The sequence below is a fragment of the Paenibacillus sp. FSL R5-0914 genome (assembly GCF_038004525.1).
Classification (GTDB): domain Bacteria; phylum Bacillota; class Bacilli; order Paenibacillales; family Paenibacillaceae; genus Paenibacillus_AQ.
Map to the genome: position 1 here is coordinate 1,371,489 of NZ_JBBORH010000003.1, position 24,579 is coordinate 1,396,067.

The window sequence follows — 24,579 nt, forward strand, 5'->3', positions numbered from 1 at the left end:
CCGCCTATGAAGGATCAGGAATTGTTCGATAGTATGTGTGAAAAGCTCTACTCTGCGGTAATCTCTGATACGTTGGATCAATTGGGCTATCGTAATCAGGTGATGCGTGAAAATATTAACCCGATAGATCCTACCTGGATCGTTGCCGGAAGAGCAAAGACCATTCTGTCTGTGGATATTCATCATTTGCCGGAAGATCCGTACACGAAGGAGATTGAGGCGGTGGACAGCGTTAAGCCCGGTGAGATTGTCATCGGGTGTACGAATGAATCGCGGCAGAACGGACTGTGGGGAGAGCTATTGTCTACGGCTTCCAAAATGAGAGGTGGCCGCGGAGCCATTGTAGATGGACTAATCCGTGATACTGCTAAAATTCTGGAGCTTGGTTTTCCTGTCTTTGCTACCGGGACCAAACCTGTTGATTCTCAAGGGCGTGGAATTGTTATCGACTATGACATTCCGGTGCTATGCGGTGGCGTAATGGTCCATCCCGGAGATGTAATCTTTGGTGATCGTGATGGTATCGTTGTGATTCCGGGCGCCATCATCGATGAAGTGTTCCAATTAGCCATGGATAAGGTGACTCGCGAGAATCATACACGGGATGAACTGCTCGAAGGATATACCTTGCGGCAGGTCTACGATAAATACGGGGTGCTCTGAACAAGATTCGAGGGAGTGATATACATGAGGCTGGCTGGCAAAAGAGCGCTAATCACAGGTGCAGCAAGAGGAATTGGACTGGGAATCGCCCATCGATTTCTGGAAGAAGGCGCTCAGGTGGTGTTGCTGGACCGAAGTGAGGGTGAGCTTCTTATTGCACTTGAAACCTTGAAGGATTATGGTGAAAAAGCTGCAGTAGAGATATGTGATCTTCGCGATGTCTCACAGTTAGAACAATCTGTTGCCCAAGCCTTTGAAAGGTTCGGTGGGATAGATATTGTAGTGAACAATGCCGGAATCGCCTTTCGTGAACACTTTCTTGACATCTCGGTTGAGCATTGGGATGCAGTATTTGATATCAACGTAAGGGCGGTTTATTTAATAGGTCAGCTTGCAGCGAGACAAATGATTTCTCAGGGTGGCGGAGGCGCCATTATAAATATGAGTTCCAAAAATGGTCTATCAGCAAGCTCGGAGCTCGCGCATTACAATGCTTCTAAGGCTGCTGTTATACTGCTAACCGAATCGATGGCAGTGGAGCTGGCGGCTTATGGGATCCGGGTAAACGCAGTAGCACCGGGATTTGTGGATACACCCCTCGACCGCAAGCTGCGCGAAGCTTCGAAGCTCCCGGCTTATTCGGAGCATACACCGATGAAGCGGGCGGCAACGATAAGGGAAGCTGCCAATGTATTTCTTTTTCTGGCTTCTGATGAAGCCTCCTATGTAACGGGAGAAACCATTCGTGTGGATGGTGGACATTTGGCTAATGGTAGTGAGCTGTAAATAGAAGAAGGAGTGAACGTTTTGGAAATTACAGAAATTCAGGCAGAGTTGATGATTGATGCTCAGGCTGAGCTTGGTGAAGGGCCGCATTGGGATGCCGAATCCAAACAGTTGTACTGGGTGGATGTTACGAGAAGGAAGCTTAGAATATACAACCGGATCACGGGTAATGAAGTAGTCCGCTCCTTCGACCGGATGATCAGCGCAGTGATTCCAACCACTGTGGGAGGACTTGCATTGGCCATGGAGGATGGGGTCTATCTCTCTCAAGCTGAGAATTCTCCTGTCTTATTGACTTCGATAGAAGCAGAGCTACCACTCAACCGATTAAATGATGCCAAATGCGATCGACAAGGCCGACTGTGGGTGGGAACGATAAGCTTGAACAATGATGCGCCGGATTCCGGAGGTTTCTACGTCGTGGAGCCTGATGGTTTCACACACCAATTGTTATCCGGCATCGGCTGCTCGAACGGAATGGCTTGGGACTATTCCCGGAGCAAGATGTATTACATTGATACGCCGACTAGGCAAGTGGATGTATTTGATTACGAGGAAAAGTCTGGAAGGATAAGTAACCGAAGAGTAGCGTTCCGAATTCCTACAACAACTGGCTATCCGGACGGAATGACAATAGATAGTGAAGGCATGCTTTGGGTCGCCCACTGGGGCGGCGGCTGTGTATCACGATGGAACCCGGAGACGGGTGAGCAGCTTGGACTCATTCGAGTTCCAGCACCACTGGTGACCTCGTGTACTTTTGGAGGCAGTGATCTAACGGAACTCTACATTACAACTGCAAGGATAGGGATGCACGAGAAAGAGTTACGTGATTATCCGTTTGCAGGCGGTTTGTTTATGGCTAAGCCCGGGATGACTGGCTTGTTGCCGGGAAACTTTCAGGCTAAGGAGTAGGAAGAGGAGGCAAAGCGATGCGACTCAAAGATAAGATCATCATAATAACCGGAGCTGGCTCGGGAATTGGAAAAAGCACGGCTGCTTTATTCGCTTCAGAAGGAGCGACAGTAATCATTGCCGATGTCCAAGAGGATTCAGGAAAAGCCGCTGTCACTGAAATAGAGGCGACGGGTGGAAATGCGATGTTCATACCCTGTGATGTAACCGATGCTAGCAGTACTACCGTGATGGCTGATCAAGTCTTTAATACTTTTGGACGTATCGATGTGCTCTTTAATAATGCAGGAATCAGTGGCGTGGGTGCGGTACATGAGGTTTCCGAGGAAGTATGGGAGAGGGTCATGCGGGTTAATGTGACGGGTGTGTTCTTAACCTGCAAGGCTGTCCTCCCTTATATGATGAAGACCAAGAAGGGTTCTATCATTAATATGTCCTCTGGCATCGCCGAAATCGGAGTCGCAGAGCGAGCTTCCTACAGTGCTTCTAAGGGAGCTGTTCTATCTTTAACTAAAGCAATGCAGGTTGATTATGCACCTTACGGCATTCGTGTAAATGCGCTGCTACCAGGTACGATTATGACTCCGTTTGTAGAAGGTTATTTGAAGACTTCTCTGGATCCAGAGGCTTCGGTTGCGGCCATTAAGCGTAGACAGCTTAGCGGTGAGCTTGGCAAACCTGAGGATGTGGCACGAGCTGCACTATTTCTAGCTTCCGATGAGTCCGGGTTTGTAATGGGTTCGCCGCTATATGTGGATGGTGGCCTTGTCTTCGGAAAAAATGCATAAAGTGAAGGAGAGTTTTATAGATGAGGCTAGTTACCTTTTTGCAAAAAGAAGATGATCATATGGGCGTTCTAACCGACCATGGTGTGGTGGATATTGAGGCGGCACAGACTGCATTATCCACTCGGACGGAGGTTCCAGTAACGGTTAAGCAATTGCTTGATGGTGGGGAGGATGCACTTAACCAACTGAGGATTTTTGTGAATGAGCTGCCTGAAGGAGAAGTGAATCCATCCTGGCTGAAGCAGGAAGATGAATTAGCATTCGGTCCCTGTGTTACTGATCCTGGAAAAATCATCTGTATTGGCCTTAATTATCGCCGGCATGCGGAAGAGACTGGGATGGCCATTCCGGAATATCCCATCTTGTTCAATAAATTTAACAATACACTAACTGGACATGGCTCAGAAGTTCCGCTTCCGAGGAACAGCCAGAAGGTGGACTATGAGGCAGAGCTTGGCATCGTCATCGGACGAACCGCGAAATATGTGACGGAGGAAGATGCACTGGATTATGTCTTCGGGTATTGTACGGCTAATGATTTGTCGGCGCGAGATTTACAGATGCGGACGAGTCAATGGCTAGCGGGAAAGTCTTGCGATAAATTTTCACCCATTGGGCCTTACTTAGTCACTGCGGATGAAGTAGGCGATCCCAATCAGCTCGATATTCAGTGCACGGTGAATGGTGAACTGCGTCAGAACTCCAACACTTCGGACATGATTTTTAATTGCAAGCAGATTGTCAGCTATGTATCCCAGTGTATGACGCTTTCGCCGGGGGATATTATCCTGACTGGAACACCAGAAGGCGTAGTGATGGGTTACCCTCCAGAGGATCAGGTCTATTTGCAAGCTGGTGATGTGGTCACGGTGCAGATTGAGAAGCTTGGTGCCATTACAAATACGATGGTTAGCGAATAGGAGGGAGTAGGGATGATCTTCGATTGTCATACCCATTTGTTTGGACCGGGAATGGTTTCGGGACCTACGGATGAGGCGATCAAACGGGCTTGGGGACCGGATATGAATATCGAAGCAACCCCCGAGCAACATCGTAGTAATTTGGAAGGATTCTCTGGTGCTATCGTATTGGCCATGGCAGCGCATGCAACGGGACTGGTTGTGCCGAATGCTTATGTCGCAGATTACTGTCGCACGGATCCGGATCGATTATTCGGTTTTGCAAGTGTAGATCCCAATCATCTGGATTGTGTTGCTGAATTTGAGACTGCGATCCGTGAGATGGGATTAAAAGGGCTGAAGCTTGCGCCTATCTATCAGAATTTTTATCCTGATGATCCCAGGCATTATGCCCTCTATGCCAAAGCAGAACAGCTAGATGTACCTATTCTTTGGCATCAAGGAACCTCTTTTGTACCGGAGGGTTATCTGGATGCATCAAGGCCGGCGATGCTGGACCCGATTGCCCGTGCTTTTCCGAAGCTGAAGATGATTGTAGCGCATATGGGTCATCCCTGGATTGATGAATGTATTTCATTGGTGCGCAAGCATCCTAATCTATATATGGATGTTTCTGCTTTAGGAAGTAGACCTTGGCAATTTTATAATGCACTGGTATCTGCGATGGAATATGGGGTTCAAGATAAAATATTGTTTGGGTCGGATTATCCGTTCTTTGGGACACAGAAGATGCTAGATACTCTGTACCATATCAATGATCTAGCGGAGGGAACGAAGCTGCCACAAATACCGCGAAAATTTATCGATGACATAATACATCGTCTAACACCGGATATTCTTGGTTTTATCTGAGGGATTAAGTGCTTGGTCTATAAGCGAGGTTGTTAAAAGGAGATGGGGTCATGGCGGAGTGCAGGGACAGCGAGGAGAGTGTGGCTGAATCCGGTGATAAGTTGAAGAGCGAGGCCTATTTTCAGGAAAAAGATTTATGGGGATTTATCCATCGTTCCTTCACGAAGTCTATGGGGTACACCGAAGAAGATCTCCGCAAGCCAGTGATCGGCATTTGCAACACGTTCAGTGAGCTGAATAAATGCCATTCCCATTTTAATGAATTGGTGGATTATGTGAAGCGTGGTGTTTGGCAGGCAGGGGGAGTGCCGATGGAATTCCCGACGATCTCGATTGGTGAGCCTTATGTGAAGCCTACAACGATGCTGTTGCGTAATTTGATGGCGATGGATACGGAAGAAATGATGAAGGGGCATCCCATTGACGGGGTAGTGCTGCTTGGGGGTTGCGATAAAACGGTACCCGCTCAGCTGATGGCAGCCGCTAGTGCCAATATTCCAGCCATTGTGCTGACAGGTGGCCCTATGCTAAACGGTCGACTGGGCGGCCGTAGCCTTGGAGCGTGCACGGATTGTTATGGCTTTACGCTGGAGCATAAAGCCGGAAATATAAGTGACGAAGAGCTGGCTGTTGCAGAGAATGCAATTTGCCGTAGTGACGGTCACTGCATGGTGATGGGCACAGCAAGCACGATGGCCTCGATCGCCGAAGCGATCGGCATGGCGTTACCGGGCTGTGCGGCTATTCCGGCGCCGGACAGCAGACGCAGGCATATGTCTGAGCGAACGGGCAAGCAGATCGTAGAGCTGGTTCGCCAGGGCATTCGTCCCCGCGACATCATGACTGCAGCGGCGATAGAGAATGCGATCACAGTTACGATGGCGAGCGGCGGATCGACGAACGCTATCATCCATCTTATAGCGATCTCCCAGCGGCTGGGGATGAAGCTGCCTTTAGAGACATTTGACCGGATCAGTAGTCAGACCCCGTTTATTTTGAACCTGCGTCCTTCGGGCAAATATCAAATGGAGGAGTATTTCGAGGCAGGTGGTGTACCCGCACTGATGAAGGAGCTGGAGCCGCTGCTGCATGGGGATTGCTTGACTGTAACGGGCAGAACGGTTGCAGAAAATCTGGTTCAGGCAGTAACGCTGGACAGAGATGTGATTCGTACCTTGGAGGAGCCGCTGGACAGCCAAGGTGGGATTGCCGTATTGCGTGGGAATCTGGCGCCGGATGGGGCGCTGATCAAGCAGACCGCTGTATCCGTTCATCTCAAAAAGCATATCGGACGCGCAGTAGTGTTCGAGAGCCCGGCCGATCTAAATAAGCGGATCGATGATCCTGATCTGGTCGTGGATGAGAATAGTGTGCTAGTGCTTAAAAACGCAGGCCCGAAGGGTGCTCCAGCGATGCCGGAGATCGGGCAAATCCCGATTCCGCAAAAGCTGCTGAAGCAGGGCATACGCGACATGGTCCGCATCTCTGACGCGCGGATTAGCGGTACTTCCTATGGCGCATTAATTGTACATGCGGCGCCGGAAGCTGCTGTTGGTGGTACGCTGGCGCTTGTGCAGGATGGCGACGAAATTGAGCTGGATATTTCCGCGAGGCGCCTGGAGCTGAAGGTGTCGGATGAAGAATTGGCACGACGTAGGGTCTCATGGCAAGCGCCCAAGCCGCACTACGACAGAGGGTATGGCTTGCTGTTTCATGAGCGTGTGCTTCAAGCGAACCTCGGTTGTGACTTTGACTTTCTTCTCCCTGTTGAGCTTAGAGAAGAGTTGCTGAGCGAGAGGGAATCGGTGCACATCAAATAATAGCCGAGACTGAATAATCTAATGCTTGTGAAGATAAAATAGCTGCACTTTATACAACTACAGTATATCGTAATCGTCTCATTTGGACTTTAACTGCACTTCATACAGTTAAATCTAATCAAATCGCTGTTTTTAGCCTCATTTTGGATTATTAATTGCAGATAGTACAACTAAATTGCCATCTGCGGGAACAGGAGTTGATATAAGTGTACGAAATACACTTATATCGCACGAATTGTACGAATTGTACGTATCGCACGTATCGCACGCATTGCACGAATCGCAAGTGTCGCGCATGTCGCAAATATCGCACGAATCGTACGTATTTGCGGCTCCGGAAGTGGCTATCGGAGGAATAGCGACCCTTGTGCAGGATGGCGACGAAATTGAGTTGGATATTTCCGCGAGGCGCTTAGGGCTGTAGGTGTTGGAAGAGAATGAGACCAAGCGTCGGATTACAAGGTAAGCGCCTAAGCTACACTAAGACAAAAGTTAGTATGAGTTTACTAGATTGTTTGACTGAACTGGATAGGCTGGACTGAATTTGGTTTATTGATTTGAATGATTTGAATGATTTGAATGTGATGATTGCTTTGCTTTGAATGATTGCATTTTATGCAATAGATTCCGATCTAGAGAGGCTGGACTTTGATTCTATTGCATTTTGTGCAATGAAATTTCAGATAATCACCACTAAACGAGCTTATAGCGGGAATCTGATGTATGAAGTGCAATAGATTCATTTTTTTGCGATGAATTTGGAAATTCTATTGCACATTCTGCAATCAGGGAGTTAGTTTTCGATTGTAGCAAGCTGGTTTGTGAATGTAGCTAGTTAGCTTTCGATTGTAGTTAGCTTGGTTTCCGATCACAACAAGCTAGTTTCTAATCTCAGCTAGCCTGGTTCCCAATTACAACTAGCATCGTGTCCGATTACACCAAGCTTTGAGGTCATTTGTGGTAAAAGCAACAAACTTGAGTCAATGGAGAGGAGAGTTCAATGATGCGAACCGTTCAAGAGTTGGAGGAGCGCTTGGCAAGTCCATCGGCAGCACTGATTGAGGAACTTAGCCAGCTCGATGGAGATATTATGCTACTAGGCGTGGGGGGCAAGATGGGACCCAGTCTCGCAAGGCTAGCGGTGAATGCAATTCGCCAAGCGGGGCTAGACAAGAAAGTTATCGGCGTTTCCCGCTTCTCGAATAAGGAGCTGAGACGAGAGCTTGAAGAGGCCGGGGTCGAGATTATCTCCGCCGATTTGTCTGACGATAAGGCGCTGCAGGCACTCCCTGAAACCCAAAATATTCTCTATATGGCCGGGAATAAATTCGGCACGACCGGGAATGAGCATTTCACTTGGATGATGAATGCCTATCTGCCGGGCCGCGTTGCGGAACGTTTCCGTAATTCACGAATGGTTGTATTCTCGACAGGCAACGTTTACCCTTTTACTCCGGTCAGCCTAGGAGGCGCAACGGAAAGAACTTCTCCGAACGCGAACGGGGAGTATGGGCAATCCTGTCTGGGCCGGGAGCGTATATTTGAACATTTCTCTCATAAAAATGGAACGCCGATGTTCATTTATCGGCTGAATTACGCCATTGATCTTCGGTATGGTGTGTTACTGGAGCTTGCTCGATCGGTTAGGGAGGGACTTCCCATTGATATCACAATGGGTCATGCCAATGTGATCTGGCAAGGGGATGCGAATGAAATCGCATTGCGAGCACTGCTACGTTGCAGTTCGCCGCCTAATGTCATGAACATTACTGGGCCTGAGACATTGTCCCTGCGCTGGGCTGCGAATGAATTCGGCCGAAGGTTAGGCATTGAGCCGATTTTTACAGGTGCAGAAGCACCTACTGCACTGCTAAGTAATGCAGCGAAAGCCGCTGCCAACTTTGGCTATCCGCGGGTATCGCTGGCCGAAATGATCGACTGGATTGGCGATTGGGTAGGGCAAGGCGGAGAAACCTGGAATAAACCCACGCATTTTCAGGAGCGGGAGGGCAAATATTAATGACACTGACAAGAGTACCTTTGACTTCAGAATTACATGCCGCGCTTCATGATGGGTTGGCTATTCCCGCACATCCTCTCGCCTTAACTAAAGAGCGCAAGCTGGATGAGCGACGTCAACGGGCACTTACCCGTTATTATGTTGCTTCCGGGGCGGGTGGAGTCGCGGTTGCCGTGCATTCCACTCAATTCGAGATCAGGGATCCAGAAGTAGGGCTGCTGGAACCTGTGTTACGTCTAGCTGCGGAAGAGGTGGAACTTGCCCAGCTAAATCGGCCATTCATGAAAGTAGCGGGTATTTGCGGTGGGACGGAGCAGGCAGTTCTTGAAGCGCGCCTTGCCGCAAGCTTTGGGTATGAAGCGGGACTGCTTAGCATGGGAGGCCTGCAAACCTTGAGTGAGGAAGAATTGCTAGAACGAACACGCAGAGTGGCAGATGTGATTCCGGTGTTTGGTTTCTACCTTCAGCCGTCGGTGGGAGGACGGATTTTAAGCTTTGATTTTTGGAAGGCATTCGCTGAAATAGAAGGCGTAATCGCCATCAAAATGGCGCCGTTCAATCGTTATCAGACGCTGGATGTAGTCAGAGCTGTGCTTGAATCCAGCCGTAGCGAAGAAATTGCTCTGTACACCGGAAATGATGATAATATTGTCAGCGATCTGCTCACGACCTTCCGATTTATGGTGAACGGCAAGCCCGTTGAGAAAAAAATAGTCGGTGGCCTTCTTGGCCACTGGGCGGTCTGGACGAGCAAAGCAGTACAGCTGCTTAATGAGATTAAAAAGGTCAGAAATGAACCCTCGTTGGCATCCAATTGGTTGACGCTTGGGGCTGAAGTGACGGATAGCAATGCGGCGATATTTGATCCCGCGCATCATTTTCATGGCTGTATCCCGGGTATTCATGAAGTGCTTCGCCATCAAGGATTGCTTGAAGGCTTATGGTGTCTAAATCCGGAGGAACAATTATCCCCGGGGCAAGTGGAGGAAATCAACAGAGTGCGCAGAGACTATCCCCATCTAGTGGATGATGGATTTGTGGCATCGCATTTGGAAGATTGGCTGCAATAACACGTAGTTATATAAGAGTTAAGGAGGGCGCACTTTCGACAAGTGCGTTCTTTCTTATCCAGAGTGCGATATCCTCCGCCTCATGATACAATAAGGGACAAGTTTATAAGGATGAGGTGACTTTAATTGAAGTATGATTTCGATCGCGTAATTGACCGCCGTAATACACGTTCTTACAAGTGGGACCAGTCCGAGAAGTTGTTTGGTGAGAAGGATATTATGCCACTTTGGGTGGCAGACATGGATTTTGAAAGTCCTCCTGCAGTGAAGGAAGCGATTCTGCGCCGCGCAGAACAAGGGGTTTACGGATACAGTGTACCTAGTGACTCTTATAAAGAAGCTATCACGTCGTGGTTCAGAAGACGGCATGATTGGGAAATTAAACCGGAATGGATTTCGGATTCTCCCGGAATCGTAACCTCCTTAAGTTTTGCTGTAGAGCTGTTTACCGAGCCAGGGGACGAGGTTATTTTACAGTCGCCAGTCTATTATCCCTTCTATGACGTCATCCAAATGAATGATCGCAAGGTCGCCAAGAATCCGCTTGTTATTCGTAATGGACGCTTCGAGATGGATTATGAGCAATTGGAAGGGCTGATGCAAGGTGGAGCCAAGCTGCTGCTTTTATGCAGTCCGCATAATCCGGGTGGTAGAGTATGGGAAAGAGAAGAGCTGCTGAAGCTTGGTGAGCTCTGTCTGCGTTATGGAGTGACCGTAATCTCTGATGAGATTCATTGTGACTTGGCGCTTCCAGGTTATGAGCATATCCCTTTTGCATCCTTATCTGAGGAAATTGCGAATATTACACTAACCACACTTGCCGCGACCAAAACCTTCAATCTACCGGGGTTACAATCTTCTTTTATCGTGTCTTCCAATCCGGAATTGAAGCTTAAATTTGATCGAAAAATGAAAGCCTTGAGTTTACATATGGCTAGCTACTTCGCCCAAGGTGCAGTAGAAGCTGCCTATAATGATGGTGAAGAATGGTTGGATGAGCTTTTAGAGTACGTGTCAGGCAATGTGGACTATGCGATTAGCTATCTGTCGGAGCATTTGCCGCAGGTCCAAGTGATGCATCCGCAAGGCACATACCTGCTATGGGTTGACTGCCGCGGTCTGAATCTGGATATAGATGGACTTAAACAGCTGATGTACAAAGAGGCTAAAGTTGCTTTTAATGAAGGCTCTGTCTTTGGAACTGAGGGACAAGGTCATCTGCGGATCAATCTAGCTTGTCCTAGATCTATTCTAGTTGAAGCGCTGGAACGCTTTTGCCGAGCAGCTGTAGCTTATACTGCGAAATAAAAGGTATTCCTGAAGCTTGATGATTCCTTCTAAGGGGATCGTCGAGCTTCTTTATTTTGCAAAAAGGTAAAAAGAATAATAAAATGGAGTCCATTACGTCAAGCAGGAGGACTTCAAATGAAATGGGTAGCTCAGCTTCCGTATTATAAGATACAGCGAGAAATTAAGGATGGAGAACAACGAAGTATTACATGCAATCGCTTAATGTATTTGTACAAAGATAGAGTCGTGACTCGTCATCGTGAATTTCCAATAAAAGATATTTTAGATATGTCCTATCGCTCAATGGGAGGTTCAGAGGGGATGTTCTATCTGTACACGAGTAAGGGTGTATATACTTATTTGGTAGAGTGTGATCCTGAAAGCTTTATTCATACTTTTAAAGAGAACAGCAAATGAATAAAATTGAGCGTACTGGTAGGCCGTGATATGATAATCCATACGACATTGCAGGGTGGGAGAGAACATAAATGAGCAAAACACGAATTATTATTGATGCAGACACAGGTATTGATGACGCACTGGCAATTCTATATGCATTACGCGCTCCAAACGTAATTGTAGAAGGAATTACAACCGTTTTTGGAAATATTGATGTCGACAAGGCGGCGGACAATTCACTGCGACTGATTGAGCTTGCTAAGCCTGGTTATGAGATTCCAGTAGCTATCGGAGCATCGAAGGCACTTGTTCGTGAGCACTCAGGCTACGCCACTCATGTGCATGGTGAGAACGGTATTGGTAATGTGGAAATTGCTCCATCCAGCCAGCGTCCCATTAGCGAAACTGCATCTGAGTTTATTGTTCGGATGGCTAATGAGAATCCCGGAGAAATTGTATTAGTTACACTGGCACATCTAACCAACCTTTCGATGGCGCTTGATATGGACCCTGGTATTAAGAATACTTTGAAAAAAGTAGTGGTGATGGGCGGTACGATCTTCAATCCCGGCAATAGAACACCGGTTGCAGAAGCGAATATTGCTGGAGACCCTGAAGCTGCAGATCATGTATTTACATCTGGACTTCCCGTTATGATGGTGGGCTTAGACGTTACGCTTAAGACGCGGATTACCCAAGAGCATATCGATTTATTGAACCGTTTTGGACGTGAAGAAAATAAAGCGATCATTTCGTTTATGGAGCAATCGCTCACTCATTATTTTAATTTCTACCGCGAAGCGAACTTTTTGATTAACAGCGCACCGCTGCATGATCCACTAGCACTTATGGTTGCGCTGCAACCGGATCTAGTAACCTATAAAGAGATGAATGTTCGTGTGGAGCACAAAGGTGAGTTTACATCGGGAATGGTCGTAGCGGATTTGCGGGCTCTGCCAAAAGTGGGTAAACCCATACAAGTTGCTGTGGATGTTGATGTTGAACGAGCAGTGGGAACCTTTTTGAGCGTGTTTATGTAATTTTGTCGACCTCTACTAATATGAAAAATAATTTCGAAGCTCATAGATGACAATCTATTAATTTTACAATTGGATAATCTTTGGTAAAATGGTAGAAGACATATAAAGAGTTTAAGAGATTACACTTCATATTATGGAAGATGGGAGACTTAACAGTCATGAACAAACGGATTGGCAAATTGGTTTTATGTCTGGCGATTTCGCTAGGCGGCACCACGGCATTATTCCAAAACACTACACAAGCTGCCCCCGCAGGTGGAGTTAGTATTGTGCTGGATGGTTATGCACTGCCGTTTCCAGTAGAGCCTGTTGTGATGAACGGAACAACGATGGTTCCATTCCGGGCGATATCAGAAGCGCTGGGGATCAACGTAGAGTGGAATCAAGCGCTTAAGAAAATTACCGCGACCAAGACGGATACAGCGGGTACTAAAGTGGTAACGTTGACCCTTGGTAGTAAAAATGCAGGCGTAAACGGCGAAGTTGTGAAGCTAGGGGTTGCCCCGCAAACGATCCGTAATAACACGATGATTCCACTCAGCTTTTTCGGCCAGCAGTTTGGTGCGGGCGTAGCTTGGGATCAAGCAACCAAAACGGTATCGATCACTTCACCAAAGACGGATATGTATAAGCTGGGCTTTTATGCGCTTAGCTCATACAGTGAAATTTCGTTACTTCCTAGCTTCGATGCTGTAGCTTTTGGGTGGAGCGGGATTGATAAAAGTGGACAATTCACCACGACAGGCACTGACTTTAGATGGCCTCAAGCAGCTGGGGATGTAACCCCAGAGTCTATTATCTCGAATGCAGCAGCAGGTGGCACAGCGCCTTATCTGATGGTCTTTTCTGGTGACACTGCAGCGGAGCTCACGAAGAATCTGGAAGATAAAGCGCTTCAAGAGCAGACGATTACAGGAATCGTTGATCTGGCTACACAAAAGGGATTCCAAGGTATCACACTGGATCTCGAAGGACTGGGTCTAACGGGAGATAAAGCAAAGGTGCAAGCCGATTACAATGCTTTTGTGAAGAATTTGTCTCAAAAAGCACATGCAGCAGGTCTTAAGCTCACGGTTATTCTTCATCCATTAAACAGCTCTTATAAAGGTTATGATTACAAGACGCTGGGAAGCCTCGCAGACGATTTGGTCATTATGGCTTATGATTATTTGCAAGAGAAAAAAATTCCAGAGCCGATGAGTTTAGTTGATGAAGGCATCCGGCTTGCACTTCAGCAAGTGAGTAAGGATAAGCTGATTCTCGGTATTTCCGTATACAGTGAGAATGAAACATCAGTAAATTCCAAGGTTGGACTTGCAAAACGTTACGGTCTTAAAGGGATTGCAATCTGGCGTGTGGGCTTGATTGGACAGCCTGTCTGGAATGAGATGGGCAAGTCTGTGGAGTTGTAGGCGGGATTATGATACGTTATCAAAAGAAAAGGGCTGCCATTTGGCAGCCTTTTTTTATTCATACGTACCATTCTTGATGGACTCGATAGTAGTGAACATCACTGAGTATACATTTTTAATGTTGGGTTCATTTACTTTGCCGTTGTAAAGCCCGTATTCCCAAGATCTAAATTTTTCACCATTATGGAAATAGCCTGTGACATACATATCATTATTAAAATTTATTAAAGAATAGTGCTCATACGATACGTCTTCAAGAACAAACGGCATAAATGATTTCGTAGCTCCAATAAAGAAGAAAGGAACACCTGCATTAGTGTATACTTTAACATACTTGTTGTCGTCCGCTTCTTTCAGATGCTCTTTCGTAATAACTACAGCATCATAATTAGAAGAGAGCTTTGAATAATCTTCTAACTCCTCAAAAGAAATACTTGTGAAGTGTACATGTTCTTCTCTTATTTTAGGGACCTCGCCAACAACACCTATAAATAAGCTTTTCCCTGAGTACAGCGGTGTATCAACCGTATCGGCATTAGATGTACAGCCTGTAACAAATATGAATATTAGTATAATGAGTGAATTTAGGATGATTTTCCTCATCTTTTGGCTCCTTTCAAGCGTTCTGCATGAGTTGTGTTTGCTTACAATAAAGCATTATACTGGAAATTAATGGTTCAGACCAGTAAATGGATCATGGTCTTCGAAAGAACCCTGATTCAGAGGAGGGTTATATTGCATCCAATTACAGCAATAGAAATCATATTTTCGGTTGTTTTTGTCCTCATTATATTTGGAGTAGCCTTGTTTTTACCCCGTAAGATTAGGAGGTCTGGTTTAATTATAGTATCTTCAATAACTGTACTTTTGCTTCTATCCTTCGCTATTCGCCCCTACTGGATTGATTATCAAGTATCTCGAAAAACAGAAAAACTCAATCACTATTTGGAGGAGAAATACCCTAATCAAGAATGGGAAATTAGTCGACAAGCAGGTAGACAATATAATCCTTATCATTTACAAGTTAGATTTAAAAACGAAGAAGGATGGATTTATATTTATTCAGTCGTAAATGAGAAGAAAATTCACCAGAGCGTTTGGGTACCATCAGGTGGTAACTCCTCTGATTTAGGGAAACATTATGAAAAATAACTGTTATATACCTCACATTAACCTAAGCCGTAAACCTTTATAATCTCTAAGATTGAACCCTTGAATCAAATCATTATTTTTCAGGAGGACTTTAGAGAATGAGATATAAAGCATTGGAACTAGACAAACCGCTTACTTATGAGCTGGAAGGCTTAGAAATAGGAGTTACCTCGAACTGTAATTTTCGCTGCGATTATTGTTGTGCGTATAATAGAAATGATGGACAAAGCATCAAGGCTAAAGAGGTTATCCGAATTCTTGAAGAGCTTCCTGGTCTGAAAAGAGTACGCTTGTCAGGTGGCGAGGTCACATTAAAGTTCGATGACTGTGTGGAGATTGTAAACTACTGCTCATCCAGAGGGATTCAGACACAGCTCAATTCGAACGGCAGTCTTTTAAATGCTGAACGGATTGATCAATTGGTCGCGGCAGGATTAACGACGATACATATTTCCTTCAATTTTACTACAGCGGACGCATTCTCTCGTTATTATAATATTCATCCAAGCATCTACGAGAAAATTAGAGAGAACATTACTATGTTCGCGGCAACTAGTGTAGATACGGTGCTGGAAACGCTGTTGTTCAGCGAAACTCAGGATAATATGAAGGAAATTAGTGATCACGTATATGCGATGGGTGTCAGAACACATGAGATTCAGAACAGTATTATCATGGATCATACGGGTTGGAAGTCTATAGCTGCCCGTGAACAATTAAAGAATGCTGTGAGTGAACTGATCGCTATGAAGAAAGAGGATACGACCCTGTATTTCACTTGCATGGACCGGTTTATGGATGCGCTTGGGTTCGAGGAGCAACCGGGCGTTTATTTTCCACACTGCATAGAGGGCAAGAAACAGCTTCATCTACATGGCAATGGAGACATCCTGATCTCTGAATTATGTCATCCCGTTATTATTGGCAACATTTATCAGGGAACCTCACTGAAGGACTTATATAGCAACATGCCAGCGCCTTTGGCTCAGTTCCTGGATAAACTGCCATGCCCAGCACTGGACGCATTGTTTCCGCAAGGGGTTTAAATCGTTAAGCATTGCTATAAAATTACGACATGGAGCCAATTTAATGAATTGGTTCCTTTTTTGTGTAGTAGATTAATGGAAAGTCCTGTATGATTTCTGTAAGCTTATAGAGACTGCTATAACTTAAATTTGCGGATAAGGAATGTATGACATCCATACATAAGGTATGCGACACATGCTTACGAATATAAGAAATGGACTCATCAAATCCAATGTTGTTCTCGAAAAAATCATGCCACTATTAACACCTACTGCCATCGTGGTTGGTGTGCTTAATGAAAGCAGACTGCTACCATTCACAGGTCTCGTCCCATGGATATTCGCTTTTATGACATTGATCGGAAGCTTGAAATCCAATCTCAAGGATCTGCTGGGCGTACTGCTGAAACCACAGAAGTTGATCGTGTTGATGATTATTCTTCATATCGTGATGCCGCTCATTGGCTGGCTCGTTGCAAGTGCTGTTTTTCCGGGAGATCCTTACACAGTGACAGGATTTGTACTGTTGTTTGCGATCCCAACGGGTGTCGTTAGCGTGGTGTGGGTATCTATATACGGCGGGAACATTGCACTAACTTTGGCACTTATTCTGATCGATACGCTCTTGTCACCGATTGTCGTTCCGGGTACCTTGTATTTGCTCATGGGAGCGAGTGTGGAGATTCAGCTTGGGGAAATGATGAAAGGGCTCCTATGGATGGTTGTCATTCCTTCGGTAGTCGGGATGCTTCTGAATCAATGGACAAAAGGCAAGGTGAATACGGTATGTGGACCTCCGCTTTCCCCATTTGTAAAGGTTGGGTTGTTCATGGTTGTTTCTATTAATGGTGCTAGCATTGCCCGTTATCTGAAACACCCGGATAGTAAATTAGCGATTATTATTGGCGTAACCTTCGTAACCGTAGTTCTCGGATATGTAATCGGAGCATTGGTATCGCGCCGTTTCCGCTTTAGCTACGAAGATTCTGTGGCCGTACAATTTAATTCCGGCATGCGTAATTTAAGCGCGGGAGCTGTGCTCGCAGTAAAATATTTTCCTCCGGCTGTTGCACTCCCTGTGATTTCAGGAATGTTATTCCAGCAAATTCTCGCTGCAATGTCTGGTCTGTTTTTACGTAGCAGAACTAAACACCCTTTAACAGATGGTGCAATTACGCAAGTTTCCTCAGCATCCCAGTCAGAACCGCCTATTTCATCTTAGAAATAAAACAGGTCTTAATAACTAGTAAAAAGAAGATGACCGAACTAGTAGAACTAGTTTTTTCTGCATTTATATGCAAAAATTCGACATTTTTTGATATTTTCCGTATTTTCGCTTCGTCAATATTCACTAATTTATCATCATATCCGATAGTAGTTGTATTATTTACAATTGCATTGTTCTCTAATGAACAGTAGTCGGAAGGATGAGGGAAAATGAAGATTCGTCTTAAACTATCACTTATGATGATAGGTGTGACCCTATTATGTATTGCAGTAATGGGGGTTTTTACATATTTAAGGTCAACTCAGGCCATTGTGAGCCTTACTGAGAATTCTATGAAGCAGGTCAATACGAATAAAGCTCAGACCATATCGGCTATGATTTCGAAGGAGCAGAGAAGTATTGAACTTATTGCGGGAAGGTCGGAAATTGTCGAATTATTACTCCAAGCAGGGAATGGTGGCGTCGCCAAGGGGAGTAAGCTACAGAATGAGGTAAATATCAGCCTTCAGGGAATTGTGAAGGATGCTGGGAACCTCGAACATGCTTTTGTCAGTGATATGAATGGCATCGCTGTGGCTGACAGTGATATTAAGCTTATAGGTACGGATTTCAGTGATAGAAATTATACGAAGAAAGTAATGGAGACTGCGGCGCCGGTAATTAGCGAAACGCTGAAATCGAAATCTACTGGGGCTTATGTGGTAGGATTTGTACATCCGGTTAAGAGTAACGGGAAGATGATTGGATATGTAGCTTCAGCGGTTTCCGCAGATAGTATGATTAAGTATTTAGCAGATGCAAAAGTAGTAAATACAACGACTTCGTATGCTTATCTTCTCGATGAGAATGGGAATACACTGTACCATCCGGATAAGAAGCAAGTAGGACAACCTGTTGCCAATGATCAGATCATGGCTGTGGTGAAGCGTGTGAAATCTGGTGAAAAAGTAGAAGATAGCCTGCTTAGCTATACATATAATGATGTGGATAAAAAATCAGCCTATACCGTTATGCCTGAGACCCACTGGTTGCTTGGGATAACCGCAAATTTAGATGAGATTGTAAAACCTGTGAATGAGATGAGAAGCTTTAATCTGTTTCTGGGTGCAGGAAGTTTGATTATTGCATTGTTGATTGCTTTATATTTTGCCCAAAAAATCTCTTCACCGATTGCTAAACTGACAGAGTTGATAAATAGAACGGCAGAGCTGAATTTGACGTATGACTCCCAGTACGAGTATCTGACGAAAAACAAAGATGAAACAGGTACGATAGCCATAGCGATGCTCCGAACACGGGTTATTCTTCGTGATATGGCGGGTAGTCTAATCACGATCTCGACCAAGGTGCTTGATAATGCGGAGACTCTTGAAAAGCTGTCTATAGATGTACGGGAGAATGCTCATGATAATTCGGCAACAACACAGCAGCTATCGGCAGGGATGGAGGAGACAGCAGCTTCAACACAAGAGATGACGGCAGCGATAACTGAAATTGATATTAATGTGTCCGAGATCTCCAGTAATGTGAAGGAAGGCGCTGAAGTTTCCAAGCAGATCAGTGAGCGGGCGATGGTGTTACAAGATGAGGCGATAGAGTCTACGGATAATGCGAAGCGAGTGTATGAATCTGTTCGTATCGATATGGAAAAAGCAATTGAACAGTCGAATGCGATCTCAGAGATTAATGTACTGGCGGATACGATTCTATCGATTACTAGTCAGACCAATCTGCTTGCTTTGAATGCAGCGATCGAAGCGGCTAGAGCAGGTGAGGCAGGTAGAGGATTTGCTGTTGTAGCTGGTGAAATCCGCAAGTTGGCTGAGAAATCGTCAGAGACTGCGGCTGGGATTCAAGGGGTCGTTTCAGGTGTATATGCTTCTGTTGAACTAATGAAGGAAAATTCAGAGGCGTTACTTGCTTTTATTGACCAGAATGTTCTTGGAGATTATGAGCGGTTAACGGAGGTAAGTCAGCAATATAACAGAGATGCTACTACAGTGAATTTACTGATGAATCAATTTGAGACTGCGGCCGATCATCTAAGTATGGCTGTATCTAGTATTTCTATAGCGGTCAATGAAGTGGCTGCTACAGTAAATGAGGGGGCTATTGGGATTCAGGATATTGCGGTGAAGACGGCTGATATCGTTGAGAAGACATTCCATGAAGTTACGGTGGCTGACGAGAATACCCAAAGTGCCAAGGAGCTACAGGGGCTGGTAGATCGGTTTAAGATCTAAGTAGGATTAAGGGAATCTTTATCCGTCATTCATAAAATATTAAGCTTGCAAGGTTATAGTACATATATAACCTCCCTTAAATATAAACTTTGCCCCGCCGGCCGTCGGCGGGGTCTTCTTTTATGTGAATCTTTTTAAGCGAATACCAGCTCAGCCAGTGATGAGGTAAATAGCTTCATCCAGCGGAACGATAACCTCTGTTTGTTCCACCATATCTTTCAAACGTACCTTATCAACACTTGATTCGCTTTCGCCGATCAGTATAACGTAACGGATGTTTTTGGATGAAGCTGTGGCGAGCTGCTTTTTTAATTTTCTTTTACCGGATACGAGAGTGGTTCTTATAGAACAGGCACGCAGCTCGGCTGCTGCAATTAAAGCTTGTGGTAGTGTCTCACCAATGGGAATGACCATAACATTTGCTGCTCTATTTTCTTGGATAGGTCGTTCTGCTAGGAGCGCCATGATTGACTCCATACCAAAAGACAACCCCACCGTAGGATATTGAATATCTTCTCTGCCCACTAGCTGTCCGATAATCGCGTCATATCTGCCTCCGCCACCCAGGCTTGAGGCAAAGGAACCAGATGCATCAAAGATCTCGTAAACTGTTCCTGTGTAGAATGAAAGACCTCGGGATAAGAAAGGATCGAAGCGGCAAGTCTCCTGTAGTCCAATGTCTTGGATTAGATTTTGTAGGATGAGAACCTCTGACGCACCCGGTTGTGTTGTGAGATTGTATTTGTCGCATAACTGCTCAAAGCTTGGATTGTCCATTTCGATAAGCGCTAGAATCGCTGCGATGGTTGCACGTTCTAGCCCCTTGCTAATCAACTCGTTCTCCACTCCACTAATGCTGATTTTCTCAATTTTATCAAGGGTAAGCATAACGGATAGTTGCTCTTCCGCAGGTACGCCGATGGACTCTAGAATCTCACCGAGAAAACGTCGATTGTTCCATTTTAGAATGATAGGAATGTCCAGCTTGCGGAAAGCTTCGGTAGCCAGTTGCATTAGCTCAGCTTCAGCCTCAGGGCCGGAAATGCCGACCACATCGACATCACATTGCAGGAATTCACGCAGACGCCCACGTTTTACGGGTCCATCTCGGAACACTTTTCCGATCTCATACCGCTTGAAGGGGAACTCTATCCCTGGATTTAAAGCGATCACTTTGGCAAAAGGAATCGTCAGATCATAACGCAACCCCAATTTGCGGTTGCCCTGATCCGTGAGTTGGTACATTTCCTTGAGAATTTCCTCCCCGCCTGCATATTTTGAGGTTAATAACTCCAATTCATTTAATAATGTCGTATCCATCGATTCAAAATCATAGAGCTCGAACAAGTCCTGCAGCGTATTTTGAATGTTCTTTCTGAGCGCTTGCTCTTGACCGAAGTAATCATAAGTTCCTTTAATGTTTTGCATCATTAGTAGCTCCTTTGAATTGGCATAGTTTAGAAAATAAAAAAACGCGCAGGACCTCTTGGTCCTGCGCGTGATCTATGCCGCAGGGAGGCCAACGCGAGTAGCGTTAGCCTCCCTGAAAAAATTCAGGAGTGCTAACGCTGTTTGTGATAATAATGAAGTTGATTCAGCATGGTTGTATTTGTATTCATCAGAACCAATTCCCTTCGAAATTTTGATTACTGCCGATTATAGCCGATCATTTGGAGTCGTGCAAGCAAGAATTTATAATTGGTTCGATTTCTTGTGGGCGAATGGACAAGTTATCAGCTATAATAGGGCTTCGATATTCCTTAAGGAAAGGGAGTTTTTCTACGATGAATGAATCTTTAATTATAGCTCGAACCGAAGATTTTGTTAAAGAGCAACTTGGACAAGATACTACGGGTCATGACTGGTGGCATTGCGATAGAGTGCGCAACACCGCCGCTGAAATTGCCAAGATCGAGAGCGCAGATGTATTTGTTTGCACGATGGCCGCCTTGCTGCATGATGTTGCTGACGAGAAGCTTAATCCGTCTAAAGAAGAAGGTTTGCTTAAAGTACGTACCTGGCTTTCTTCAAACCTTACAGATGAGCAACAAATTAATCATATTATGATGATTATTGAGACGATGTCCTTTAGTGGTGGCGGGGGAGAACCGATGCAGACGCTTGAAGGCCAAGTGGTTCAAGATGCCGATCGACTTGATGCGCTTGGTGCGATTGGCATTGCCAGAACCTTTATTTTCTCAGGGGCGAAAGGTCGTCCAGCTTATGATCCAGAAGTGTCTCCAAGAGATGAATCGCTTCAAAAGGAGTACAGGGATTACAGCAAAGGAACGGCTATCAATCATTTTTATGAGAAGTTATTAAAATTAAAATTCCTGATGAATACAACCTATGGACGCAAGTTAGCAGAAGAACGGCATGATTTTATGCTTAATTATCTGGACCAGTTCTATAAGGAATGGAATCAAGGGAGCCAATAGCTGTTATAATGATAAGTATGCACAAGATGAAGGATCGCGGAGTTTCCGCTTTAACCAGAACAATCGGCATAGAAGAGGTTGAACGATGAGTGAATTGCAATTTAGAGATTATGAGTTAAACGAAGACATTATTAAAGCGCTGGATGTCCTGAAATATGAGACGCCAACAGAAGTTCAAAGCAAAGTGATCCCTGTAGCTCTTCAGCAAAAGGATCTGATCGTTAAATCGCAAACGGGTAGCGGAAAGACGGCAGCTTACGGAATCCCCGTCTGTGATTTGGTGGATTGGGTGGAGAATAAGCCGCAGGCCTTGATTCTTACGCCTACTCGGGAGCTTGCCATGCAAGTGAAAGAGGATATCACCAACATTGGACGATTTAAACGGGTTAAGGCCGTGGCTCTTTTCGGTAAGCAGCCTTTTGCTCCACAAAAAATTGAACTTACTCAAAAAACACATGTTGTCGTAGGTACGCCTGGACGTGTGTTCGACCATATTGAAAGAGGTACGCTTCCGCTAAATCGGATCAAGTATTTGATTATCGATGAAGCAGACGAAATGCTGAGCATGGGGTTCATTGAGCAGATCGAAAAGATCATTAAGCAGCTGCCAAAAGAACGAGTGACTTGTGTTTTCTCCGCTACATTACCGGAAGTGATTAAGAATTTGTGCCGGAAATATATGAGCGATCCAACGGAAATTGAGATACAAGCAAGTGGAATTACAACCGCTACAATTGAACATGCGTTGATTGAAGTGAGACAAGCCGCTAAGTTCTCGCTGCTGAGCGATATTATTACGGTGGAGAATCCGGACAGCTGTATTATTTTTTGCCGTACACAAGAACAGGTGAATGCGGTATTTAGAGGGCTGGCTGATTTGGAATATCCCTGTGATAAGATCCACGGGGGAATGGAACAGGACGAGCGTTTTGAGGTCATGAATGCTTTTAAAAGAGGGCAGTTCCGTTATCTAATCGCTACCGATGTAGCGGCAAGAGGCATTGATATCGAGAACATCACCCACGTGATTAATTATGATATTCCACTGGAAAAAGAAAGCTACGTGCACCGTACAGGCAGAACCGCTCGTGCAGGTAAGACAGGCAAAGCGATCACTTTTGTCACTCCAAATGAGCAAAAGTGGGTGAAGGACATTGAAGGCTATATTGGCTTTAACATCCCGAATATGAAAGCTCCCTCGGACGATGCCGTTGCTTACGCGAAGGAAGCGTTCGAGCAGAAAATTAACAAGCAGCCTGTCCGCAAGAAGGACAAAAGCGAAAGCTTGAATAAAGAGATCATGAAGCTGTACTTCAACGGCGGCAAGAAAAAGAAGCTAAGAGCCGTGGACTTTGTCGGCACAATCGCAAAGCTTGAGGGAATATCTGCAGAAGATATCGGTATTATCTCGATTCAGGACAATGTGACCTACGTGGATATTTTGAACGGTAAAGGTGCAATGGTACTGCAAGCGATGAGAGAGACGACGGTGAAGGGCAAGCAGCTTAAAGTGCATATTGCGAAGAAATAAGTACGTGAACAGCAGTTTATCGCTAATCACCATTCATAAGTGCCGCTATTGATGCGGTTTAATTAAGAGGGAGTCGTGTTCTTTACGCGGCTCCTTTTTTATTTGTTTTTTACAGATTGAAAATAGAGGATTAATCTATCGGTATTCAGAACTGTTACTAAATAAAGAGGTGGTATAGTGAAAAGTGAATTTAAGAACATTAGGATTAAAGCGATTCTGCAAGTTCTAATTGTTGTATTTTTGCATTTTATAACTATCTATTTTTTGAAGCTGAAAACTGAAGATTGGGATGAAGAAATAGTAAACCAGATGTTCTTAATGTATTCAGTACCAATATTTCTTACATATATTTCTTGCATGAGGGCTTTAAAGACGAGGAAGCTAAGGTACAATATTGCATGGTTAGTTATCAGTACTTTACCTAGCATGAGAATTCTATTTTACTTAAAAGAATATCAAGGGAAAAAATCTGCAAATCCTGGTTTCATTGAATTTGATATTCCTCAGATAGAGCTTATTTATCTATTTCCTGTTAGTTACTTGGGTATCCAACCATGGAAAAGTTTCTAATTATGCTAAGGGATGGATGAGGTTGGTCGTTTGATACCCTGAAGGAAACGGTGAGGCTCTATCGTAAAGAAACTTAGTTTTGGGAGGAGTAATTATCGAATTGGGTGTAGATGAAAATAGTTTGTGCTTGGGCGAGTGTTTAGATTGTGTTTTTGTTTGATTTATAGGGAAAACCTCCCTATAAATCGCCTGAAATCCGCTGTTATGAGCTAATTAGGTGAATTTAAAGGGAGAAATTCCCTAATTGTTGAAATCAGGACCGTAATATCGATGAAATTGGGGAGGATTTCCCTAAATTTCATTCCCACGAATCCATAGGAAAAAACGCAGTATGCAATTATAATTTGTTTGGTATTAAAGCGAATAAATCATATAAAGGTGATTATTGCTTGGCAAGAACACATGAAGAAGTGGATA

At 44.9% G+C, this 24,579-nt stretch carries 22 protein-coding genes; 20 read left to right on the forward strand and 2 right to left on the reverse strand.

Annotation, left to right across the window (positions count from 1 at the left end; all coding sequences use genetic code 11):
• Positions 1-6: 6 nt before the first annotated feature.
• The 13 genes from MKX60_RS29120 (at position 7) to MKX60_RS29180 (ending at position 13,975) form a co-directional block, all read left to right on the forward strand.
• Positions 7-663 carry an RraA family protein gene (locus MKX60_RS29120; protein ID WP_052404229.1) on the forward strand — a complete coding sequence of 219 codons (657 nt, stop codon included), beginning with the start codon at positions 7-9 and terminating at the stop codon, positions 661-663.
• A 24-nt stretch (positions 664-687) separates the two neighbouring features.
• Positions 688-1,449 carry an SDR family NAD(P)-dependent oxidoreductase gene (locus MKX60_RS29125; protein WP_076283236.1) on the forward strand — a complete coding sequence of 254 codons (762 nt, stop codon included), beginning with the start codon at positions 688-690 and terminating at the stop codon, positions 1,447-1,449.
• 21 nt (positions 1,450-1,470) lie between these two features.
• On the forward strand, positions 1,471-2,364 hold the full coding sequence (locus tag MKX60_RS29130) for an SMP-30/gluconolactonase/LRE family protein (protein ID WP_081392981.1): 894 nt from the start codon (positions 1,471-1,473) through the stop codon (positions 2,362-2,364).
• Between the two features lie 17 nt (positions 2,365-2,381).
• The gene (locus MKX60_RS29135) at positions 2,382-3,152 is read left to right on the forward strand and encodes an SDR family NAD(P)-dependent oxidoreductase (RefSeq protein WP_076283235.1); all 771 of its coding nucleotides are present in this window, start codon (positions 2,382-2,384) and stop codon (positions 3,150-3,152) included.
• 20 nt (positions 3,153-3,172) lie between these two features.
• Positions 3,173-4,072, forward strand: coding sequence for a fumarylacetoacetate hydrolase family protein (locus tag MKX60_RS29140; RefSeq protein WP_341061700.1), 900 nt, complete (start codon positions 3,173-3,175; stop codon positions 4,070-4,072).
• 12 nt (positions 4,073-4,084) lie between these two features.
• Positions 4,085-4,924, forward strand: a complete 840-nt coding sequence (locus MKX60_RS29145; RefSeq protein WP_341061701.1) for an amidohydrolase family protein — start codon at positions 4,085-4,087, stop codon at positions 4,922-4,924.
• 50 nt (positions 4,925-4,974) lie between these two features.
• Positions 4,975-6,744, forward strand: coding sequence for an IlvD/Edd family dehydratase (locus MKX60_RS29150; protein ID WP_341061702.1), 1,770 nt, complete (start codon positions 4,975-4,977; stop codon positions 6,742-6,744).
• A gap of 1,003 nt (positions 6,745-7,747) precedes the next feature.
• The gene (locus tag MKX60_RS29155; protein ID WP_076298578.1) at positions 7,748-8,764 is read left to right on the forward strand and encodes an NAD-dependent epimerase/dehydratase family protein; all 1,017 of its coding nucleotides are present in this window, start codon (positions 7,748-7,750) and stop codon (positions 8,762-8,764) included.
• Entirely contained in the window at positions 8,764-9,834 is a 1,071-nt protein-coding gene (locus MKX60_RS29160) for a dihydrodipicolinate synthase family protein (protein WP_076283230.1), read from the forward strand. Before MKX60_RS29155 ends, MKX60_RS29160 begins: the two co-directional genes overlap by 1 nt.
• 126 nt (positions 9,835-9,960) lie before the next feature.
• Positions 9,961-11,142, forward strand: a complete 1,182-nt coding sequence (locus MKX60_RS29165; protein ID WP_076298577.1) for a MalY/PatB family protein — start codon at positions 9,961-9,963, stop codon at positions 11,140-11,142.
• Between the two features lie 117 nt (positions 11,143-11,259).
• Positions 11,260-11,541 carry a hypothetical protein gene (locus tag MKX60_RS29170; protein ID WP_341061703.1) on the forward strand — a complete coding sequence of 94 codons (282 nt, stop codon included), beginning with the start codon at positions 11,260-11,262 and terminating at the stop codon, positions 11,539-11,541.
• Positions 11,542-11,612: 71 nt separating this feature from the next.
• A complete protein-coding gene (locus tag MKX60_RS29175) occupies positions 11,613-12,563 on the forward strand; it encodes a nucleoside hydrolase (protein ID WP_339270167.1) in 951 nt (316 codons plus the stop codon).
• Between the two features lie 158 nt (positions 12,564-12,721).
• Positions 12,722-13,975, forward strand: coding sequence for a stalk domain-containing protein (locus MKX60_RS29180; RefSeq protein ID WP_149643910.1), 1,254 nt, complete (start codon positions 12,722-12,724; stop codon positions 13,973-13,975).
• Between the two features lie 54 nt (positions 13,976-14,029).
• Here the strand turns inward: MKX60_RS29180 and MKX60_RS29185 are convergent, their stop codons facing one another.
• A complete protein-coding gene (locus MKX60_RS29185; RefSeq protein ID WP_341061704.1) occupies positions 14,030-14,578 on the reverse strand; it encodes a hypothetical protein in 549 nt (182 codons plus the stop codon).
• A gap of 132 nt (positions 14,579-14,710) precedes the next feature.
• Between MKX60_RS29185 and MKX60_RS29190 the strand changes: the two genes are divergently transcribed.
• The 4 genes from MKX60_RS29190 (at position 14,711) to MKX60_RS29205 (ending at position 19,623) form a co-directional block, all read left to right on the forward strand.
• Positions 14,711-15,127, forward strand: coding sequence for a hypothetical protein (locus MKX60_RS29190; protein ID WP_341061705.1), 417 nt, complete (start codon positions 14,711-14,713; stop codon positions 15,125-15,127).
• Positions 15,128-15,225: 98 nt separating this feature from the next.
• Positions 15,226-16,173, forward strand: coding sequence for a radical SAM protein (locus MKX60_RS29195; RefSeq protein ID WP_341061706.1), 948 nt, complete (start codon positions 15,226-15,228; stop codon positions 16,171-16,173).
• Between the two features lie 175 nt (positions 16,174-16,348).
• The gene (locus MKX60_RS29200; RefSeq protein WP_076298572.1) at positions 16,349-17,374 is read left to right on the forward strand and encodes a bile acid:sodium symporter family protein; all 1,026 of its coding nucleotides are present in this window, start codon (positions 16,349-16,351) and stop codon (positions 17,372-17,374) included.
• A gap of 215 nt (positions 17,375-17,589) precedes the next feature.
• Positions 17,590-19,623, forward strand: a complete 2,034-nt coding sequence (locus MKX60_RS29205) for a methyl-accepting chemotaxis protein (RefSeq protein ID WP_341061707.1) — start codon at positions 17,590-17,592, stop codon at positions 19,621-19,623.
• Positions 19,624-19,773: 150 nt separating this feature from the next.
• Here MKX60_RS29205 and MKX60_RS29210 read toward each other — a convergent pair whose 3' ends face one another.
• Entirely contained in the window at positions 19,774-21,054 is a 1,281-nt protein-coding gene (locus MKX60_RS29210) for a histidine--tRNA ligase (RefSeq protein WP_341061708.1), read from the reverse strand.
• A gap of 353 nt (positions 21,055-21,407) precedes the next feature.
• On the opposite strand from MKX60_RS29210, the gene MKX60_RS29215 reads away from it, so the two are divergent.
• From MKX60_RS29215 to MKX60_RS29225, 3 genes are all read left to right on the forward strand, one after another.
• On the forward strand, positions 21,408-22,061 hold the full coding sequence (locus tag MKX60_RS29215) for an HD domain-containing protein (RefSeq protein ID WP_149643916.1): 654 nt from the start codon (positions 21,408-21,410) through the stop codon (positions 22,059-22,061).
• An 85-nt stretch (positions 22,062-22,146) separates the two neighbouring features.
• Entirely contained in the window at positions 22,147-23,592 is a 1,446-nt protein-coding gene (locus tag MKX60_RS29220) for a DEAD/DEAH box helicase (RefSeq protein WP_341061709.1), read from the forward strand.
• A gap of 177 nt (positions 23,593-23,769) precedes the next feature.
• On the forward strand, positions 23,770-24,162 hold the full coding sequence (locus MKX60_RS29225; protein WP_341061710.1) for a hypothetical protein: 393 nt from the start codon (positions 23,770-23,772) through the stop codon (positions 24,160-24,162).
• Positions 24,163-24,579 lie beyond the last annotated feature (417 nt).

Coding starts and splice junctions, on each gene's coding strand:
- MKX60_RS29120 (WP_052404229.1), top strand. CDS start 7: ATGAAGGATCAGGAATTGTTCGATAGTATGTGTGAAAAGCTCTACTCT.
- MKX60_RS29215 (WP_149643916.1), top strand. CDS start 21,408: ATGAATGAATCTTTAATTATAGCTCGAACCGAAGATTTTGTTAAAGAG.
- MKX60_RS29185 (WP_341061704.1), bottom strand. CDS start 14,578: ATGAGGAAAATCATCCTAAATTCACTCATTATACTAATATTCATATTT.
- MKX60_RS29180 (WP_149643910.1), top strand. CDS start 12,722: ATGAACAAACGGATTGGCAAATTGGTTTTATGTCTGGCGATTTCGCTA.
- MKX60_RS29155 (WP_076298578.1), top strand. CDS start 7,748: ATGCGAACCGTTCAAGAGTTGGAGGAGCGCTTGGCAAGTCCATCGGCA.
- MKX60_RS29145 (WP_341061701.1), top strand. CDS start 4,085: ATGATCTTCGATTGTCATACCCATTTGTTTGGACCGGGAATGGTTTCG.
- MKX60_RS29220 (WP_341061709.1), top strand. CDS start 22,147: ATGAGTGAATTGCAATTTAGAGATTATGAGTTAAACGAAGACATTATT.
- MKX60_RS29175 (WP_339270167.1), top strand. CDS start 11,613: ATGAGCAAAACACGAATTATTATTGATGCAGACACAGGTATTGATGAC.
- MKX60_RS29125 (WP_076283236.1), top strand. CDS start 688: ATGAGGCTGGCTGGCAAAAGAGCGCTAATCACAGGTGCAGCAAGAGGA.
- MKX60_RS29160 (WP_076283230.1), top strand. CDS start 8,764: ATGACACTGACAAGAGTACCTTTGACTTCAGAATTACATGCCGCGCTT.
- MKX60_RS29135 (WP_076283235.1), top strand. CDS start 2,382: ATGCGACTCAAAGATAAGATCATCATAATAACCGGAGCTGGCTCGGGA.
- MKX60_RS29150 (WP_341061702.1), top strand. CDS start 4,975: ATGGCGGAGTGCAGGGACAGCGAGGAGAGTGTGGCTGAATCCGGTGAT.
- MKX60_RS29205 (WP_341061707.1), top strand. CDS start 17,590: ATGAAGATTCGTCTTAAACTATCACTTATGATGATAGGTGTGACCCTA.
- MKX60_RS29195 (WP_341061706.1), top strand. CDS start 15,226: ATGAGATATAAAGCATTGGAACTAGACAAACCGCTTACTTATGAGCTG.
- MKX60_RS29170 (WP_341061703.1), top strand. CDS start 11,260: ATGAAATGGGTAGCTCAGCTTCCGTATTATAAGATACAGCGAGAAATT.
- MKX60_RS29200 (WP_076298572.1), top strand. CDS start 16,349: ATGCTTACGAATATAAGAAATGGACTCATCAAATCCAATGTTGTTCTC.
- MKX60_RS29210 (WP_341061708.1), bottom strand. CDS start 21,054: ATGATGCAAAACATTAAAGGAACTTATGATTACTTCGGTCAAGAGCAA.
- MKX60_RS29140 (WP_341061700.1), top strand. CDS start 3,173: ATGAGGCTAGTTACCTTTTTGCAAAAAGAAGATGATCATATGGGCGTT.